Below are 17,474 nucleotides of genomic sequence, written 5' to 3' on the forward strand. Positions count from 1 at the left end.
CTCCCCGCTTCCCAATCACCTCAGCCAAGACTAGCCTCTCCTTATGAAACTCGCCTCGCTCAAGCACGGCCGTGACGGCCGCCTCGTCGTCGTCTCCAACGACCTGAACTGGTTCACGGACGCCTTTCTGATCGCGCCGACGCTGCAGGCGGCGCTGGACGACTGGGAGCGGTGCGAGCCGCTGCTGCGCGCCCTGGCCGAGAGCCTGGAGCACGAAGCCGTGCCGCGCGGCCGCTTCCACGAGCGCGACGCCGCCGCCCCCCTGCCCCGCGCCTATCAGTGGGCGGACGGCTCGGCCTATGTGAACCACGTCGAGCTGGTGCGTAAGGCGCGCGGCGCCGAGATGCCGCAGAGCTTCTGGACCGATCCGCTGATGTATCAGGGCGGCTCCGACGGCTTCCTGTCGCCGCGCGACGCCATCCCGCTGAAGGACGAGGCCTGGGGCTGCGACCTGGAGGCCGAGATCGTGGTCGTGACCGGCGACGTGCCCCTGGGGGCGACGCGCGAAGAGGCGCTGGCGGCGATCCGCCTGGTCGGCCTGGTCAACGACGTCAGCCTGCGCAACCTGATCCCGGCCGAACTGTCCAAGGGCTTCGGCTTCGTCCAGTCCAAGCCGGCCAGCGCCCTGTCGCCGGTCTTCGTCACGCCGGACGCCCTGGGCGACCGCTGGACGGACGGCAAGCTGTCGGGCGCCCTGCTGGTCCAGGTCAACGGCCAGGACTTCGGCCGCGCCGACGCGGGCGTCGACATGACCTTCGACTTCGGCACGCTGATCGCCCACCTGGCCAAGACCCGCGCTCTGGGCGCCGGGACGGTCATCGGCTCGGGCACGGTGTCGAACAAGGACGCCGACGGCGGCCCCGGCAAGCCGGTGTCCGAAGGCGGCCTGGGCTATTCCTGCATCGCCGAGATCCGCACGGTGGAGACCATCCAGACCGGCGCGGCCAAAACCCCCTTCCTCAAGCACGGCGACACCGTCCGCATCGAGATGCTGGACGACAAGCACCACACCCTGTTCGGCGCCATCGAACAGACGGTGGCGGCGGCCTGAGGCGTCCGACGTAAAAACTGGCGGCGGCTGCGCTTCATCGATTGACGCGACCACAGCCGCCGCTAGATTGCGCCGCCTTGAGCCTAGCCGTGCCGGTGTGGTGGAATTGGTAGACGCGCCGGACTCAAAATCCGGTTCCGCAAGGAGTGTCGGTTCGAGTCCGACCACCGGCACCAGCTGACTTCAAGTCTCCGCTGAGGATTGGAGCGACGCTCTCCTCGGCGCATCGTATCCCGCAAGACGACCCGTCGGCGAAATCGCGGACGCCTCAACAAACAAGGGCGCGGCGCCGACTAGAGCCCCGTCCTCGGCGCAGAACGGATTCATCTGCCGCTCCCAGCCGCCGTTGAGCGAGCAGGAATAGCAACCCGACAGCATCACGCAGACGCCGAGGACCGCCAGGGCTTTCCATGTGCGTGCGAGCATCATCGTCCTTCCTCGTCCCTCGCCTTCAACGCGACCTGTAGCACAGTCCCCGCCCGCGACGCCGATCGCGGCGCAGCGTGCGCGCGACTTGTGCATTTCAAGAAAACAGTCCCCTTGAACAAGCGGACACAAGTGTCCACTTAGCGCCTCATGACCCGCCCCTTGCGACAAGACGCCGCGGAACGCCGCGAAAGGCTGCTGAAGGCGGCCGAGGAGGCCTTTGCGCGCGACGGGCTGGACGTGCCTCTGCATCTGATCGCCGAAAAGGCCGGGGTGGGGCGGGCGACGCTGTATCGAAACTTCGCCGATCGGTCGGAGCTGGTGTTGGCGATCTTCGTCGAGCAGATCGAGGATCTGGGCCGCCGCACGCGCGCGCGGTTGCATGATCCGGACGCCTTCCTGTGGTTTCTGGATCAGATGGCAGCCCTAATGATGGGCAGCGCCGGCCTGTCCACCGCCATTCGCGACCTGAAGGTCGAGGCGATGGAGCCGGTGCGGCGAAGCCTGCGCGAGGCCGGCGCCGAGGCCCTGGCCGTCTCGCAGGCGGCGGGGCGAGTGCGGGCCGATCTGACCGTCGAGGACATTCGCGTCCTGGCCCTGATGCTGGGCGCGCCGTCGCGGGCCGTCGTCTCGCCCGAGGATCGTATCGCTCTCAGCCGCCGCTCGCTGGAGCTGGCGCTCGAGATGGTGCGCGCCCAAGGCGGTGCGCGCGCATGAGCCGCCGTCACTGGAATCTGCCCTGGGAAGAATTCTTCGCCACGCTGAAGCCGCACGAACGGCCGGTCATGCCCGGTTCGCCGTCGACGCCCGACCATACAATGCCCTGGCGCCTGGCCTATGGGCTGGTGGGCGCCCTGGTCACCATGACCGGCAGCCTGGGCAATGCGGCGGTGACGGCCAACCAGCCGCAGTTGGCGGGATCGCTGGGCGTGACCCTGGCCGAGGCGGCCTGGCTGCCGGTCATCTTCGTCATGACCAACGCCAGCATGAACCTGCTGCTGGTCAAATTCCGCATCCAGTACGGCCTGCGGCTGTTCGCCGAGATCGTCTTGATCGTCTTGATCGTCTTCCTGGCCGCCGCCCTGGCCCACCTGTTCCTGCAGGACTTCGTCTCGACCCTGGTGGTGCGGGCCGTCGCCGGGGTCGCGGCGGCGGGCATGACGACGCTGGGCATCCTCTACATCATTCAGGCCTTTCCGGCGCAGCACCGGCTGAAGGGCATCATCCTGGGCGTCGGCCTGTCCAGCCTGGCCATCCCAGCCGCGCGACTGGGCGTCACCACCCTGCTGGACCGCGATCTGTGGCGGGCCTTCTACATGTTCGAGGTGGGGCTGGTGCTGGTGGCCCTGCCCGCCGTCTTCGCCCTGAAGATGCCGCCCGCCCAGCGCATCAAGAGCTTCGAGCCGCAGGACTTCATAACCTTCGCCCTGTTCGCGCCAGGCATGGCGCTGCTCAGCGCCGTGCTGGGTTTGGGGCGGATCGTCTGGTGGTTGGAGGCGCCGTGGGTCGGCTGGGCCCTGGCCGCCGCCGTCCTGTTGCTGTCGGCCGCCGCCATCCATGAGTACAACCGCGCCAATCCCCTGATCGACCTGCGCTGGCTGGCCGGGCGTGACATCGTGCGCCTGATGCTGGCCATCCTGCTGATGCGGATCGTCCTGTCGGAACAGACGACCGGCGCGGTCGGCTTCCTGCAGCAGATGGGACTGGGGAACGACCAGATGCACAGCCTGTTCTGGGTCATGCTGGCGGCCACGGCGGCGGGGTCGCTGGTCAGCGCCTTCACCCTGAACCCGACCAAACTGTGGAAGCCGATCTCCATCGCGCTGGGCCTCATCGCTCTGGGCGCCTATCTGGACAGCCACGCCACCGTGTTGACGCGGCCGAGCGAGCTGTACGTCAGCCAGGCCCTGCTGGCCTTCGCCGCCGCCTTCTTTATCGGGCCGACGATGATCATCGGCTTCGGCAAGGTGCTGCAGGGCGGCGGCAAGAGCTTCATCAGCTTCATCATCTTCTTCTCCCTGTGCCAGAACGTCGGCGGGCTGATGGGCTCGGCCCTGATCGGCACCGTCCAGACCCTGCGCGAGAAGTTCCATTCCAATCAGTTGGCCGAGAGCATCGGCCTAGGCGATCCCGAGACGGTGCAGCGGCTGCAACAGCTGGGCGGCGCCTACGCCCACGTCATCGACGACCCGGCCCTGCGCCAGAGCGCGGCCCTGCGCCTGCTGCACCAGCAGGTCAGCCAGCAGGCCCAGGTGCTGGCCTACAACGACGTCTTCCTGATGATCTCTGTCGTCGCCGCCGTCGGCGCCGTCTGGGTCGCCGCCAACCATTACCGCCCCCGCATCGAGGCGCTGTGCGCCCGCCGTCGCGACGCCGCCCAGGCGAGCCAAGCGCCAGCGCCCTCCGCCGAGTGAACCGGACCCGACCATGACCGACGCCTCCCCCTCCGCCCCGCCGCCTCCCGCTCAAGCGCCTGCGCCTGCCGCGCCTCCGCCCCTGGTGTCCAGGACGCGGCGGATGATGTGGGGCGTGGTCCTGGGCGTGATCGCCCTGATCGGGGCCGGGCTGATCCTGCACGCCTGGGGCCTGCCGCCGTTCTCGGGCGGACCGCAGACGACGGACAACGCCTATGTGCGCGGCCAGGTGACGATCATCAGCCCCCAGGTCAGCGGCTATGTCACCTCGGTCGAGGTGCAGGACTTCCAGACGGTAAAGCAGGGCCAGCTGCTGGCCACCATCGACGACCGCATCTATCGCCAGCGGCTGGAGCAGGCGCAGGCCTCGCTGCATTCGGCCGAGGCGGCGCTAGCCAACTCGGCCCAGAGCCAGGCCTCGGCGCGCGGATCGGTGGCCCAGACGCGCGCCGCCATCGCCGCCGCCCAGTCGGCCGTGACCAAGGCCCGGGCCGACGCGACCCGCGTGCGCACCCTATTCGAGGGCGGTTGGGTCGCCCAGGCTCAGGTCGACGTGGCCCAGAACGCCCTGCGCGCCGCCGAGGCCCAGCTGGCCGAAACCCGCGCCGCCGAGGACGTGGCCCAGACCGGCGTGACCTCGGCCGTGGTCAGCCGCGGCTCGCTGGAGGCCGCCGTCGAGAACGCCCGCGCCCAGGTGCGGCTGGCCCAGATCGATCTGGACAACACCCGCATCGAGGCGCCGCGCGACGGCCGCCTGGGCGAGATTTCCATGCGTCAGGGCCAGCAGGTGGCGGTCGGCACGCAGATGACGGCCCTGGTCCCTGACGTGGTCTGGGTCACGGCCAATATGAAGGAGAACCAGATGCGCGACGTGCACGTGGGCCAGCCGGTCAAGATCACCGTCGACGCCCTGGGCGGCCGCGTCCTGACCGGCAAGGTCGAGCGCATCTCGCCCGCCACCGGCTCGGAGTTCAGCGTCATCCGTCCCGACAACGCCACCGGCAACTTCACCAAGGTGGCCCAGCGCATCCCCGTCCGCATCGCCGTCGATCCGGGGCAGGAAGGCGTCGAGCGCCTGTCGCCCGGCATGTCGGTGACGGCGCGGATCACGGTGAAGAACTAGGCCTCCGGCTCGGACCCTGCTCATCGCCTGTCTTATTGTTGCAGCGCAAAAAACTTCACCTTTGCAGGGTTGCGTCAGCCTGTCGCAGGCGGCATCTGCTCTCCATGACCCGAGCCCCGACCCCGCCCGCCGAGATCGAGGCCAAGCCGTCGCTTCCCGCCAAGGGGCCGGGCTTCGCCGAATTCGTCTGCCTGATCGCCGTGATGATGGCGCTGAACGCCCTGGCGATCGACGCCATGCTGCCGGCCCTGCCCCACATCGGCCAAGACCTGGGCGTGACCAATGAGAACAGCCGTCAGTGGATCATCACCGCCTATCTGCTGGGCTTCGGCGGGGCGCAGCTGTTCTATGGCCCGCTGTCGGATCGTTACGGACGACGCCCCGTGCTGTTCGCGGGCATCGGCGTCTATGTCGCCTTCAGCGTGCTGGCCGCCTTCGCCCACAGCTTCGACCTGCTGATCCTGTCGCGCGTCGGCATGGGCGTGGGCGCAGCGGCGACGCGGGTGCTGGCCGTCTCCATCGTGCGCGACCGCTATGTCGGACGGACCATGGCGCGCGTCATGTCGCTGAGCTTCCTGGTCTTTCTGGGCGTGCCGATCATCGCGCCCGCCGTGGGGCAGATGATCATGCTGGTCGCGCCCTGGCCGTGGATCTTCGGCGTCTTCGCCCTGTCCGGCGGGGCCTTCCTGATCTGGGCCGGGCTTCGCCTGCCCGAGACCCTGCATCCCGAGGACCGGATGCCGATCAATCTCGGCCGCATCGCCGGCGCCTTCCGCTTCGCCCTGACCCACCGTCAGGGGATGGGCTACACCCTGGCCATGACGGTCATCAGCGGCGCGCTGTTCGGCTTCATCAACTCCTCGCAGCAGATTTTCTTCGACGTGTTCAAGGCGCCGGGCCTCTTCCCCGTGGTCTTCGCCCTGGTGGCGGCGGGCATCGCCGTGGCCTCGATCCTGAACGCCCGCCTGGTCGAGAAGCTGGGCTCGCGCCTGATCGCGCACACGGCCCTGATCGGCTTCATCGGCTTCAGCGCCCTGCACGCCGTCATCGCGTACCTGGGCCACGACAGCCTGTGGATGTTCGCCGCGCTGCAGGCCTGCAAGATGTTCTGCTTCGGCTTCATCGCCGGCAATTTCGGCGCCATGGCCATGGAGCCGATGGGCCATATCGCGGGCACGGCCTCCTCGGCCCAGGGCTTCATCTCCTCGATCGGCGGCGCCTTGCTGGGCTTCGCCATCGGCCAGCAGTTCGACGGTTCGACCGTGCCGATGACCGTGGGCTTCGTCCTGCTGGGCGTCGCGGCGTTGGCGCTGGTGCTGACGGCCGAGAAGGGGCGGTTGTTCAAGGCGCATCACCTGCCGCCGCCCGCAGCAAAGGCTTGATCTTTCGGGCGCGAGGGGGCCTTTTCGGGCGCATCTGAATACGGAGCGTTCGATGACCCTGAAGCTGGTCGGGCGGGTTTCCGCCCTCGCCCTCGCCGCCGCCCTCGCCACGTCCCTGGGCGCGTGCGCCACGACCGGAGAGATCACCCCCATGACTCCTCTGGTCCCCGCCGCGCCGACGCCGGCCCCTGCGACCGACTACGTCAACGACGCCCACTCCTACGCCCGCCCGGCCGAAGCGCGGGTGACGCACGTCGACCTGGACCTGGCCGCCGACTTCGCCGCCAAGACGTTATCGGGCAAGGCGACGCTGGACGTGACCGGCCGTCCCGGCGCGACCGAGGTGGTGCTGGACGCCAAGATGCTGGACATCAAGGGCGTGACCGACGCCCAGGGCCGCGCCCTGCAATGGAGCCTGGGCGCGTCTGATCCGATCAAGGGCCAGCCCCTGACCGTGCGCATCCCGGCCTTTCAGGGCGGCGAGACGCAGAAGATCGTCATCGACTATTCCACCCGCCCCGACGCCTCGGCCCTGCAGTGGCTCAGCCCACAGCAGACGGCGGGCGGCCAGAAGCCCTATCTGTTCAGCCAGGGGCAGGCGATCCTGACCCGCACCTGGATTCCGACGCAGGACAGCCCGGGCATCCGCCAGTCCTACAGCGCCCGCATCACCGCCCCGGCTGATCTGACCGTCGTCATGTCGGCCGAGCAGTTGACGCCGAAGGGCGAAGCGGCCGGCGCCGGGACCAAGGCCTGGCGCTTCAAGCTGGACAACCCGATCCCGCCCTATCTGATCGCCATCGGCGTCGGCGATCTGGCTTTCGCCCCGTTCGACGAGCGCACCGGCGTCTGGGCCGAGCCGAGCCAGCTGCAGGCCTCGGCGCACGAGCTTCAGCCGACCGCCGAGATGGTGGACGCGGCCGAGGCCCTGTACGGCCCCTATCGCTGGGGCCGCTACGACCTGCTGGTGCTGCCGCCCAGCTTCCCCTTCGGCGGCATGGAGAACCCCATGCTGACCTTCGCCACCCCGACCATCATCGCCGGGGACCGGTCGCTGGTCTCGCTGGTGGCGCACGAGCTGGCGCATAGCTGGTCGGGCAACCTGGTGACCAACGCCACCTGGGACGACTTCTGGCTGAACGAAGGCTTCACCTCCTATTTCGAGAACCGGATCATGGAGGCCGTCTACGGCCGCGACGCCGCCGTGCAGGAGCAGGTTCTGGCCTGGGGCGGGCTGCAGGACGAGTTGAAGGAGCTGGCCCCGGCCGACACCCGTCTGCACCTGGAGCTGACCGGGCGCGATCCCGACGACGGCATGAACACCATCGCCTATGACAAGGGCGCCGCCTTCCTGCGGACCATCGAACAGATCGCCGGGCGCGAGAAGTTCGACGCCTGGCTGCGCGGCTATTTCGAGCGCAACGCCTGGCGGCCGATGACGTCGGAACGCTTCCTTCAGGACATCCGCACGCACCTGATCAAGGGCGACGCGAGCCTGGAGCAGAGGCTGCAACTGAACGCCTGGGTCTATGAGCCGGGCCTGCCGTCCAACGTCCAGGCGCCGGCGTCGCACGCCTTCGAGCCGGTCGATGCGGCCGCCCGCGCCTTCTACGTCGCCAAGGGCCCGGCCTCGGCCGTGCCGTGGAAGGACTGGAACACCCAGCAGCGCCTGCGCTTCCTGTCGTGGCGGCCCGAGGGGCTGGCGGCGGGCGCCGACTGGCTGAGCCCGGCCCAGCTGGCCGATCTGGAAAGCACGCTGAAGCTGGACCGCGAAGGCAACGCCGAACTGGTCTTCGCCTGGCTGCAGGCCGCCCTGGCCAACCGCTACGAGCCCGCCGTCGCCACGGCCGACCGCTTCCTGACCAGCCAGGGGCGGCGCAAATTCGTCCTGCCGCTGTTCCAGACCCTGTGGGCCGAAGGCGACTGGGGCCGCCCCATCGCCACGCGCATCTACGCCAAGGCCCGGCCGCTGTATCACCCGGTCACCAGCAACTCGGTCGATCAGGTGGTGGGGCGTCCGTAAGACCGCCTAGAGGTTCGTCACCTCCGCCCCGTCCTCGCGCGCCAGCCGGTCCGCGAGGATGGAGCGGTGGCAGCCACAGGCGTCGGCCTCGAAGCACAGCAGGGCGACGCGCCGTTCGCCCGCCGCGTGGCGCAGTTGCTGGAAGGCGGCCTCGGCGTCCGGCTCCTGCATATGGGCGCTGAAGACGGCGCGCATGGTCGCGGCGTCGCCCTTGCGCGCCGCGTCGCGCCCGGCCTTGGGCGTGCCCAGGGCGCGCAGTTGCAGATAATCGAGCCCCTCGGCCTTCAGGCTTTCGCCCAGGACGGTTTTGGAAAAGCCCGCAATGCGCGACGAAGCGACCGCCCGCACGTCGGCGACCAGTTCGACCCCCGCCGCCTTCAGCCGGTCGATGACCTGGGCCTGCGTCGCGCCTTCATAGCCGATGGTGAACAGCTTCATGCGGCGATGATGCGCGCAGGATCGCTTGACGCCAAGCCCGGCTGCGGCTCCCCTGCGCCGCGACTGGAGGCGCTGATGATCCGAACCCTGAAGACCCTGTCCCTGGCCGCCGCCCTGATGCTGGCGGCCGCGCCTGCGGCCTACGCCCAGAACCTGCTGATCCGGGGCGGGCCGATCCATACCGGCGACGAAGCCCGGCCGACCGCCGAGGTGGTGGTCGTGCGCGACGGGCGCATCGCCTATGTCGGCGCGGCGAACGGCTCCCCGTCGGCCGAGGGGCTGGAGGTGGTGGACCTGAAGGGGGCGGCGCTGTTCCCCGGCTTCACCGACGGCCACGCCCACCTGGACGGCATCGGCTGGCGCGAGACGACGCTGAACCTGGAAGGCTCCGCCTCGGTCGTCGAGGCCATGCAGAGGCTCAGCGCCTGGGCCGAGGCCCATCCCGAGGGCGTCATCGTCGGACGCGGCTGGATCGAAACCCATTGGCCCGAGAAGCGCTTCCTGACCGCCGCCGATCTGGACGCCGCCGCGCCGGGCCGGATCGTGATGCTGACCCGCGCCGACGGCCATGCGGTGGCCGTGTCCAGCGCGGCGATGAAGGCGGCGGGGATCGACGCCTCGACGCCCTCGCCCTCGGGCGGGGACATCCTGAAGGGACCGGACGGCCGGCCGACGGGCATGCTGGTCGACGCCTCGGGCGACCTGATCGCGGGCCTGGCGCCGCAGGCCGATGCGGCGGCCACGCGCGCGGCCTATCGCGCGGGCTTCGACGTCTACGCCCGCTACGGCTGGACCGGCGTCCACTTCATGAGCGCGCCGTGGAAGGACGTGCCCCTGCTGGAGCAGATGGCGCGCGACGGCGAGGCCACGGCCCGCGTCTACAACAACATCGACATGGGCGACGCGCGCGCCCTGATGGCGGGCGGCCCGCGCGACGCGGGCGACGGCCTGGTCATCACGCGGGCGATCAAATTCTACGCCGACGGCGCCCTCGGCTCGCGCGGGGCCAAGCTGTTCGAGCCCTATTCCGACCGGCCCGAGACGTCCGGCCTGATGCTGGCCTCGCGCGAAGAGGTCATGCCCCTGTATCAGGAGGCGCTGCGCACCGGCATCCAGATCGCCACCCACGCCATCGGCGATCAGGGCAACCACGACGTCGCCGCCTGGTATGAGGAAGCCCTGCGCGCCGTGCCGAAGGCCGAGTGGAAGCTGGCCGATCCGCGCTGGCGCATCGAGCACGCCCAGATCATCCGGCCCAGCGACTATCACTACTTCGACGAGCTGCCGATCATCGCTTCCATGCAGCCCAGCCACGCCATCGGCGACCTGCATTTCGCCGCCGACCGGCTGGGCGACGCGCGGCTGGACGGGGCCTACGCCTGGCATACGCTGGTGGATCGCGGGGTGATCGTGGTCGGCGGCTCGGATGCGCCGGTCGAACGGGGCGATCCGCTGATCGAGTTCTACGCCGCCGTGGCGCGGCGCGATCTGAACGGTTTCCAAGGGCCGGACTGGCGCCCGAATGAAGCGGTCGATCGGGCGACGGCGTTGAAGATGTTCACCCTGTGGCCCGCCTACGCCAGCTTCCGAGAGAATGAACTGGGCACCATCGCGGTGGGCAAGCGCGGCGACTTCACCGCCTTCGACATCGACCTGATGACCGTCCCCGCCGCCGACATCCCCAAGGGCCGAGCCGTGCTGACGGTCGTGGGCGGGCGCATCGTTCACCGAGCGGACTGAGGGGGCCGGCTGAAGGGGCTGGCGGATCGGGCGGAATCCCGCCCCTTCTCGTTGCGAGGCGGGGCCGCTTCGGTTAAGCCCCGCCCATGAGATTTTCGCCTCCGGCTGCGTCTGCGGCCGGGGCTTGGCGTTGGAGCGTCTGAGATGGCTGATTTCGCCCCCGGTCTGGTCACCGTGTTCGGAGGCTCGGGCTTCATCGGAACCCAGGTGGTGCGCGCCCTGGCCCGTCGCGGCTGGCGCGTGCGCGTCGCCGCGCGCAACGCCAAGAGCGCGCCCGTGCTGCACATGGCCGGCGACGTCGGCCAGGTTCAGGTCGTCCGCTGCGACATTACCGACAAGGCCGCCGTAGCCGAGGCCGTGCGCGGCGCCGACGCCGTGATCAACCTGGTCGGCATCCTGTTCGAGACCGGCGGCCGCAAGTTCCAGACCCTGCACGTCGAGGGCGCGACCAACGTCGCCGAGGCGGCCAGGGCGGCGGGCGTCAAGCGCCTGACCCACATCTCGGCCCTGGGCGCCGACGCCAAGGGCAAGGCCGACTACGCCCGCACCAAGGGCGAGGCCGAGGCCGCCGTGCGCGCCGCCTTCCCCGGCGCGGTCATCGTGCGCCCGTCGATCGTCTTCGGCTCAGGCGACCAGTTCCTGAACCGCTTCGCCGCCATGGCGACCTGGTCGCCGGTCCTGCCGTTGATCGGCGGCGGCCAGACGAAGTTCCAGCCGGTCTATGTCGCCGACGCCGCCGAGGCGATCGCCCGCGCGACCGTCGCCTCCGAGGCCCAACGCGAGACCTATGAGCTGGGCGGCCCGTCGGTCTGGACCTTCGAAGACATCCTGAAGTTCATCCTGCGCGAGACCAACCGCAGGAACATCCTGCTGCCCCTGCCCTTCCCGGTCGCGCGTCTGATCGGCTCCCTGGCCCAGATCCCGGCCGTGATCGGCCTGGCCCCGGCCCTGACCAAGGATCAGGTCGTGCTGCTGGAGAGCGACAACGTCGTGGCGCCGGGCGCCAAGGGCCTGGCCGATCTGGGCGTCGAGCCCTCGGGCCTGGAAGCCATCGCGCCGAGCTATCTGTGGCGCTACCGCGACGGCGGCCAGTACGCCGAAAGCCCTGCCGCCTGATCTCAGATACGGCTCAAGAAAAACCCCTCGGGACCGGCGTCCCGAGGGGTTTTTAAATCACGCGGCATGAGGGCGTCAGAGCGCGCCCGTCACGCCTAGGCCGATGATGCCGACGACGCCGACCACGATGCGCCACCAGGCGAAGGGGCCGAAGCCGCGCTTGGACACGAAGTCGAGCAGGAAGCGCACCACGGCCAGGGCCGAGACGAAGGCGGCGATGAAGCCAATGGCGATCAGGCCCAGGTCGCTGAAGTCCAGTACGTCGCGGTTCTTGAACAGGTCATAGAAGACCGCCGCGCCCATGGTCGGCAGGGCCAGGAAGAAGCTGAATTCGGCCGCCGACCGCTTGTCCGTGCCCAGCAGCAGGCCGCCGGCGATGGTGGCGCCCGAACGCGACACGCCGGGGATCATGGCCAGGCACTGGAACAGGCCGATCAGGAAATAGACCCGGAAGGGATAGCGGTCCGCATCGAGATAGGCTGGAACCTTGCGCATCCGGTCCAGCCACAGCAGCAGCACCCCGCCGATGATCAGGGCGACGCAGATCACCAGCGGCGTCTCGAACAGCACCGTCTTGATGAAGCCGTAGGCCAGGAAGCCGATCACCACCGCCGGCAGGAAGGCGACCAGCAGGCCGATCAGGAAGCGTCGCGCCTCCGGGTCGAAGGGCCAGCGCGTCGCAAGCGTCCACAGCCGCTTGAAATAGACGCTGATGATGGCCAGCAGGGCGCCCAGCTGGATGACGATCTCGAACGTCTTGCCGGTGCTTTCAAAGCCGAGGAAATGCCCCAGCAGCAGCAGGTGGCCGGTGGACGACACCGGAATGAACTCGGTCAACCCTTCGACCAGACCCAGAAGGATCGCCGTCAGCCAGTCCGCCATGAATGCTCCGTCTCGATCTTTACGTCGGGCGCGCTGCGCCCTGCGGCGTCCCGTCTCCTCTCCTTAGCGTCCCAGCCCCGCCGCCGCCATTGGCGCGGGCGCTGTTTTGGGCGACAAGGGCAGGGAAATGACCGCCTCTCCCCTCGACGCCGCCCATGAGACCACGCGCCGGATCACCACCTTGTCGGTGGCGACGGCGGTCCTGCTGATCGTCATGAAGGCCTTCGCCCTGGGGGCGTCCGGTTCGGTCTCCATCCTGGCCAGCCTGGCGGATTCGGCGTTGGACCTGGTGGCGTCGCTGGCGACCTTCTTCGCCGTGCGCTGGGCCGCCGCCCCGCCCGACGACGACCACCGCTATGGTCACGGCAAGGCCGAAGGTCTGGCTTCGCTGGTGCAGGCGGGCATGGTGCTGGCCTCGGGCGTCTTCATCGGCTGGGAGGCGGTGCAGCGCATCTTCGATCCCCGCCCTGTCACCTCGGGCGGCTGGGCCGTGGGCGTGGTCCTCCTATCCATCGCCGTCACGGCGGGTCTGGTGTGGATGCAGACCCAGGCGATGAAGAAGACCGGCTCCCTGGCCGTGGCGGGCGACCGCGCCCACTACGCCGCCGATCTGGCCGCCAATGTGGTGGTGCTGGTCGGAGTGATCTCGGGCGCCTTCCTCCAGGCGCCGGGACTGGACGCGGCGGCGGGCCTGGTGGTCGCGGTCTGGCTGGCCTGGGGCGCCGTCAGCCTGCTGAAGGACGCGGCCGGCCACCTGCTGGACCGGGCCGCCTCGGACGAGGAGCGCGCCGCCATCGTCGCCGCCGTGACCGAGGACGACCGCGTCGCCAACGTCCACCAGTTGCGCACCCGCATGGCGGGCCAGGCCCTGATGGTGCAGATGCACGTCGACCTGGACCCCGACCTCAGCCTGAAGGCTGCGCACGACATCATCCTGGATGCCGAGAAGCGGGTGCTGAAGGTCTTTCCCCACGCCGACATCCTGATCCACGCCGACCCGCGCGGCGCGGCCGAACCGCACGGCGGCGCCTTCGCGACGACGCGGCCGGAGACGTCGGACGCCGCCTCGCCCGAAGCGCCCTCGCCGCAAGCCGGACCCTGGTCCTGACCCCCTGCGACAATCGCGCGCGGTAAACGGAGCCTTAACGCGCGCGGGCGCATGAAGGCGGACGATGTCCACGCCCGCCGTCCTCTATCATTTCGCCTATCACCCGGCTTCGCGCACGGCGCGGCTGGCGCTGGGCGAGGCCAAGGTCGACTATAGCGAGGAAGCCGTCCGCCCGTGGGAGGACGACTGCCCCCTGTTCGAGATGAACCCTTCGGGCATGCCGCCGGTGCTGACGACGACGGAAAAGAACCGGCCCCTGACTCTGTGCGAGCTGGACGCCATCCTGGGCTGGCTGGAAGACCGCTCCAAGGGCGACTTCCTGCTACCCGCCGATCCGGCCGAGCGGGCCGAGGCGCGCCGTCTGGCGACCTGGTTCAGCCGTCGCTTCTCCGACGAAGTGGACGCCGTCCTGCTGCATGAGCGGATGGAGAAGCCCCTGCTGCGGCTCGGCCCGCCCGACGCGCGGATGCTGCGTGAAGGCCGCGAAGCGCTGAAAAGCCATCTAACGGTGCTGGAGCCGCTGGCGGCGGGACGCGAGTGGCTGGCCGGACGCCGTCTCAGCCAGGCCGACCTGATCGCGGCGGGCCATCTGTCGGTGCTGGACTATTTCGGCGAGATCGCCTGGGCGTCCTGGCCGTCGCTGAAGCTGTGGTACTCCAAGCTGAAGTCGCGCCCCTGTTTCCGGCCGCTGCTGGGCGACCGCTTCCCCGGCGTGCACCCGGCGCCCTGGTACGCCGACCTCGACTTCTGAGGCCCCTCAGGGCTAAAGCGCCCTCATGGCGGCCGATCCCCGCATCTTCATCCGACAGCGCGCCGCCGAACTGGGCTTCGGCGTGTGCCGCTTCGCCTCGGCCAGCGATCCGTGGAGCGCGGGCGAGAAGCTGGCCCATTTCGTCGACGCGGGCCGTCACGGCGACATGGGCTGGATGGAGACGACGCTTGAGCGCCGCGCCCATCCCACCGCCATGTGGGACGGGGCGAAGACGGCCATCGTCCTGGGCATGAACTACGGCCCCGACGAAGACCCCCGGCCCGAGCTGGAGGAGGCGTCGGCGGGCTATATCTCCGTCTATGCGCGCGGCGACGACTATCATGAGGTCATCAAGGGCCGGCTGAAGATCCTGGCCGGCCAGATCGCCGCGCGGCTGGGCCAGGAGGTCAAGGTCTTTGTCGACACCGCCCCCCTGATGGAGAAGCCGCTGGCCCAGCGGGCGGGCCTGGGCTGGCAGGGCAAGCACACCAATCTGCTCAGCCGCACCCACGGCAACTGGCTGTTCCTGGGGACCATACTGACCGCCGCCGAGATCGAGGCGGACGAGGCCGAGGTCGAGCATTGCGGCCGTTGCACCGCCTGTCTGGACGCCTGTCCGACGCAGGCCTTTCCGGCGCCGTTCCAGATCGACGCCCGACGCTGCCTCTCCTACCTGACCATCGAATATGCGGGCGCCTGGCCGCGCGAGTTCCGCATCGCGACGGGCAACCGCATCTACGGCTGCGACGACTGCCTGGCCGCCTGCCCGTGGAACAAGTTCGCGCAAGAGGCCTCGGAGACGCGGCTGCAGGCCCGCGATGCGCTGAAGTCGCCGCCGCTGGCGGACCTGCTGGCGCTGGACGACCCCGCCTTCCGCGCCCTGTTCACCAAGAGCCCGGTCAAGCGGATCGGCCGCGATCGCTTCATTCGCAATGCGCTCTATGCGGCGGGGAACTCGGGCGAGGCGACGTTGATCGGGGCGGTCGAGCGGCTGCTGGACGATCCGGCGCCCGTGGTGCGCGGTGCGGCGGTGTGGGCGTTGTCGCAGCTATCCCCGGAGCGGTTCGCCGGGCTGCGCGAGACGCGGCGGGCAAGCGAGACAGATGAAGCTGTGAAGCAGGAATGGCGTCCTTCTCCCCTTGCGGGAGAAGGTGGCCCGCGCAGCGGGTCGGATGAGGGGTCTCGCCGCCCTCAGACCTAGCAAAAAGGGGCTTCCCCCGCGGAGAAACCCCTCATCCGTCAGGCTCCGCCTGACACCTTCTCTCGCAAGGGGAGAAGGAAGATCAACCCATCGCCTGGCCCACGCCGCGGCCGCCGCCGGGCACGGGAGCCACGTCCAGCAGCTTGAGACGGAACACCAGCACCGCATTGCCGGGGATCATCGGCGGGCCGCCCATCTCGCCGTAGCCCAGCTCGGGCGGCAGGAAGAGAATCCACTCGTCGCCGGGCTTCATCAGCTGCAGGGCCTCGGTCCAGCCGGGCACCACGCCCTCGGGCGAGAAGACCGCCGGGGCGCCGCGCTTGAACGAGCTGTCGAACACCGTGCCGTCCGTCAGCGTGCCTTCATAGTCGACCCTGACCAGGTCGTTGCGATCGGGGCTGACGCCGCCCGCCGGACCGGAGGCCACGACCTTGTACTGCAGGCCGGACGGCAGGGTCTGCACGCCCTCTTCCGAGGCGTTCTGCTTCATGAAGGCGGCGGATTCCGCCGCGTTCTTGGCCAGGTCTTCAGGCGCGCCGGACGGTCGACCGCAAGCGGAGAGGGCCAGAAGAGCGGACGCCGCCATGGCGGCGCCGAGAGGGCGCCTAGCCCATGCGAAGTTCATAACCCTGGTCCTTCAAGGCGGCGCCGATTTCCTCGGCATGACGGGAATCGCGGGTCTCGACCATGATGTCGAACTCGGCTCCCTTGGCGGGCACGTCCAGCGCCAGCCGGTTGTGCACCACGTCGATGATGTTGCCGCCCCGCCCGCCGATCACGGCGGCCATGGCCGACAGCATGCCGGGGCGGTCGTCGCCCAGGATGCGATAGACGATCAGCCGCTTCTCGCGGACCATTTCGCGGTTCAGCACCACGGCCAGCATCCGGGCGTCGATGTTGCCGCCGGTCAGCTCGACGCCGACCTTCATGCCTTTGAAGCGTTCCGGGTTGGCCAGGATGGCGGCCAGGCCGCCAGCCCCGGCGCCCTCGGCCACCGTCTTCTCCAAGGTCGCCAGCAGGGCCACGCCCTTTTCGAAGTCGGCCTCCTCGCAGACGAAGACCTCGTCGATCAGGCTGTCGGCCAGGGCGAAGGGGATTTCCCCCACGGCCTTGATGGCGATGCCCTCGGCGATCGTTTGTCCGCTGCACTTGGCCGGTTCGCCGCGACGGCGCGCCGTGAAGGACGGATAGCGAGCGGCCTCGACGCCGAACACCTTGATCTCCGGCTTCATCGCCTTGGCGGCGATGGCGCTGCCCGCGATCAGGCCGCCGCCGCCGATGGGGATGATCAGGGCGTCCAGGTCCGGCGCGTCCTCCAGAAACTCCAGGCCGCAGATGCCTTGCCCCGCGACGATGCCCTCGTCATCGAAGGCCGAGACGAAGACATAGCCGTGCTCGGCCTGAAGGCGCTTGGCCTCCTCGGTCGAACCGGAGAAGTCGAGGCCGTGGATGACCACATTGGCGCCATGGGCGCGGGTGCCGTCCACCTTCACGAAGGGGGTGCCCTCGGGCATGACGATGGTCACGGGCACGCCCAGACGGCCGCCGTGATAAGCCAGGGCCTGGGCGTGGTTGCCCGCCGAGGCGGCGACGACGCCGCGCTTTTTCTCGTCCGGCGTCAGCTGCAGCAGCCGGTTCAGGGCGCCGCGCTCCTTGAAGCTGCCGGTGAAGTGCAGATTGTCGAACTTGATCCAGATCTCGGCGCCGGTCAGTTGCGACAGGCGGCGCGAATAGCGGACGGGCGTGCGGTCGACCTGACCGGCGATGCGTTTTTGCGCCTCGCGGATGTCGTCGATGGTGACGGTCATGAATTCCCTGA

Annotated in this window: 16 protein-coding genes and 1 tRNA gene; 12 read left to right on the plus strand and 5 right to left on the minus strand. The window is 69.4% G+C overall.

Annotated elements, in window-relative coordinates:
* Window positions 1–43 precede the first annotated feature (43 nt).
* On the plus strand, window positions 44–1,051 hold the full coding sequence (locus FGL25_RS14040; protein ID WP_138142043.1) for a fumarylacetoacetate hydrolase family protein: 1,008 nt from the start codon (window positions 44–46) through the stop codon (window positions 1,049–1,051).
* 91 nt (window positions 1,052–1,142) lie between these two features.
* A tRNA-Leu gene (locus FGL25_RS14045) sits at window positions 1,143–1,227 on the plus strand.
* 7 nt (window positions 1,228–1,234) lie between these two features.
* On the opposite strand, the gene FGL25_RS14050 is transcribed toward FGL25_RS14045, so the two are convergent.
* Complete coding sequence (locus FGL25_RS14050) at window positions 1,235–1,480, minus strand: hypothetical protein (RefSeq protein WP_088411000.1); 246 nt, start codon at window positions 1,478–1,480, stop codon at window positions 1,235–1,237.
* A 159-nt stretch (window positions 1,481–1,639) separates the two neighbouring features.
* On the opposite strand from FGL25_RS14050, the gene FGL25_RS14055 reads away from it, so the two are divergent.
* From FGL25_RS14055 to FGL25_RS14075, 5 genes are all read left to right on the plus strand, one after another.
* Window positions 1,640–2,194 carry a TetR/AcrR family transcriptional regulator gene (locus FGL25_RS14055; protein WP_252970200.1) on the plus strand — a complete coding sequence of 185 codons (555 nt, stop codon included), beginning with the start codon at window positions 1,640–1,642 and terminating at the stop codon, window positions 2,192–2,194.
* The gene (locus tag FGL25_RS14060) at window positions 2,191–3,891 is read left to right on the plus strand and encodes an MFS transporter (protein WP_138142045.1); all 1,701 of its coding nucleotides are present in this window, start codon (window positions 2,191–2,193) and stop codon (window positions 3,889–3,891) included. The genes FGL25_RS14055 and FGL25_RS14060 overlap by 4 nt, the downstream gene beginning before the upstream one ends.
* Before the next feature lie 13 nt (window positions 3,892–3,904).
* A complete protein-coding gene (locus tag FGL25_RS14065) occupies window positions 3,905–5,014 on the plus strand; it encodes an HlyD family secretion protein (RefSeq protein WP_223850917.1) in 1,110 nt (369 codons plus the stop codon).
* 104 nt (window positions 5,015–5,118) lie between these two features.
* A complete protein-coding gene (locus FGL25_RS14070) occupies window positions 5,119–6,396 on the plus strand; it encodes a multidrug effflux MFS transporter (protein ID WP_128719404.1) in 1,278 nt (425 codons plus the stop codon).
* A 52-nt stretch (window positions 6,397–6,448) separates the two neighbouring features.
* Complete coding sequence (locus FGL25_RS14075; protein WP_138142046.1) at window positions 6,449–8,419, plus strand: M1 family metallopeptidase; 1,971 nt, start codon at window positions 6,449–6,451, stop codon at window positions 8,417–8,419.
* A 6-nt stretch (window positions 8,420–8,425) separates the two neighbouring features.
* Here the strand turns inward: FGL25_RS14075 and FGL25_RS14080 are convergent, their stop codons facing one another.
* Window positions 8,426–8,857, minus strand: coding sequence for a DUF488 domain-containing protein (locus FGL25_RS14080; RefSeq protein ID WP_046654462.1), 432 nt, complete (start codon window positions 8,855–8,857; stop codon window positions 8,426–8,428).
* A gap of 75 nt (window positions 8,858–8,932) precedes the next feature.
* Here FGL25_RS14080 and FGL25_RS14085 point away from each other — a divergent pair, with 75 nt between their 5' ends.
* Both FGL25_RS14085 and FGL25_RS14090 read left to right on the plus strand, forming a co-directional pair.
* Window positions 8,933–10,597: an amidohydrolase gene (locus FGL25_RS14085; protein ID WP_138142047.1), complete on the plus strand. Its 1,665-nt coding sequence runs from the start codon at window positions 8,933–8,935 to the stop codon at window positions 10,595–10,597.
* 144 nt (window positions 10,598–10,741) lie between these two features.
* Complete coding sequence (locus tag FGL25_RS14090) at window positions 10,742–11,713, plus strand: complex I NDUFA9 subunit family protein (RefSeq protein WP_138142048.1); 972 nt, start codon at window positions 10,742–10,744, stop codon at window positions 11,711–11,713.
* Window positions 11,714–11,788: 75 nt separating this feature from the next.
* On the opposite strand, the gene FGL25_RS14095 is transcribed toward FGL25_RS14090, so the two are convergent.
* A complete protein-coding gene (locus FGL25_RS14095; protein ID WP_046654460.1) occupies window positions 11,789–12,595 on the minus strand; it encodes an undecaprenyl-diphosphate phosphatase in 807 nt (268 codons plus the stop codon).
* Between the two features lie 127 nt (window positions 12,596–12,722).
* Between FGL25_RS14095 and FGL25_RS14100 the strand changes: the two genes are divergently transcribed.
* The 3 genes from FGL25_RS14100 to queG all read left to right on the plus strand — a co-directional run bounded on the left by FGL25_RS14100 (window position 12,723) and on the right by queG (window position 15,655).
* Entirely contained in the window at window positions 12,723–13,703 is a 981-nt protein-coding gene (locus FGL25_RS14100) for a cation diffusion facilitator family transporter (RefSeq protein ID WP_046654459.1), read from the plus strand.
* 64 nt (window positions 13,704–13,767) lie between these two features.
* A complete protein-coding gene (gene fzlA / locus FGL25_RS14105) occupies window positions 13,768–14,454 on the plus strand; it encodes an FtsZ-binding protein FzlA (protein WP_138142049.1) in 687 nt (228 codons plus the stop codon).
* 25 nt (window positions 14,455–14,479) lie between these two features.
* Window positions 14,480–15,655: a tRNA epoxyqueuosine(34) reductase QueG gene (gene queG / locus FGL25_RS14110; protein WP_138142050.1), complete on the plus strand. Its 1,176-nt coding sequence runs from the start codon at window positions 14,480–14,482 to the stop codon at window positions 15,653–15,655.
* A gap of 82 nt (window positions 15,656–15,737) precedes the next feature.
* On the opposite strand, the gene FGL25_RS14115 is transcribed toward queG, so the two are convergent.
* Complete coding sequence (locus tag FGL25_RS14115; protein ID WP_088410988.1) at window positions 15,738–16,280, minus strand: FKBP-type peptidyl-prolyl cis-trans isomerase; 543 nt, start codon at window positions 16,278–16,280, stop codon at window positions 15,738–15,740.
* Window positions 16,261–17,463, minus strand: a complete 1,203-nt coding sequence (locus FGL25_RS14120) for a threonine ammonia-lyase (RefSeq protein WP_138142051.1) — start codon at window positions 17,461–17,463, stop codon at window positions 16,261–16,263. Before FGL25_RS14120 ends, FGL25_RS14115 begins: the two co-directional genes overlap by 20 nt.
* Between the last annotated feature and the right edge of the window lie 11 nt (window positions 17,464–17,474).

Origin of the sequence: Brevundimonas vancanneytii (assembly GCF_901421975.1) — a bacterium.
GTDB lineage: Bacteria > Pseudomonadota > Alphaproteobacteria > Caulobacterales > Caulobacteraceae > Brevundimonas > Brevundimonas diminuta.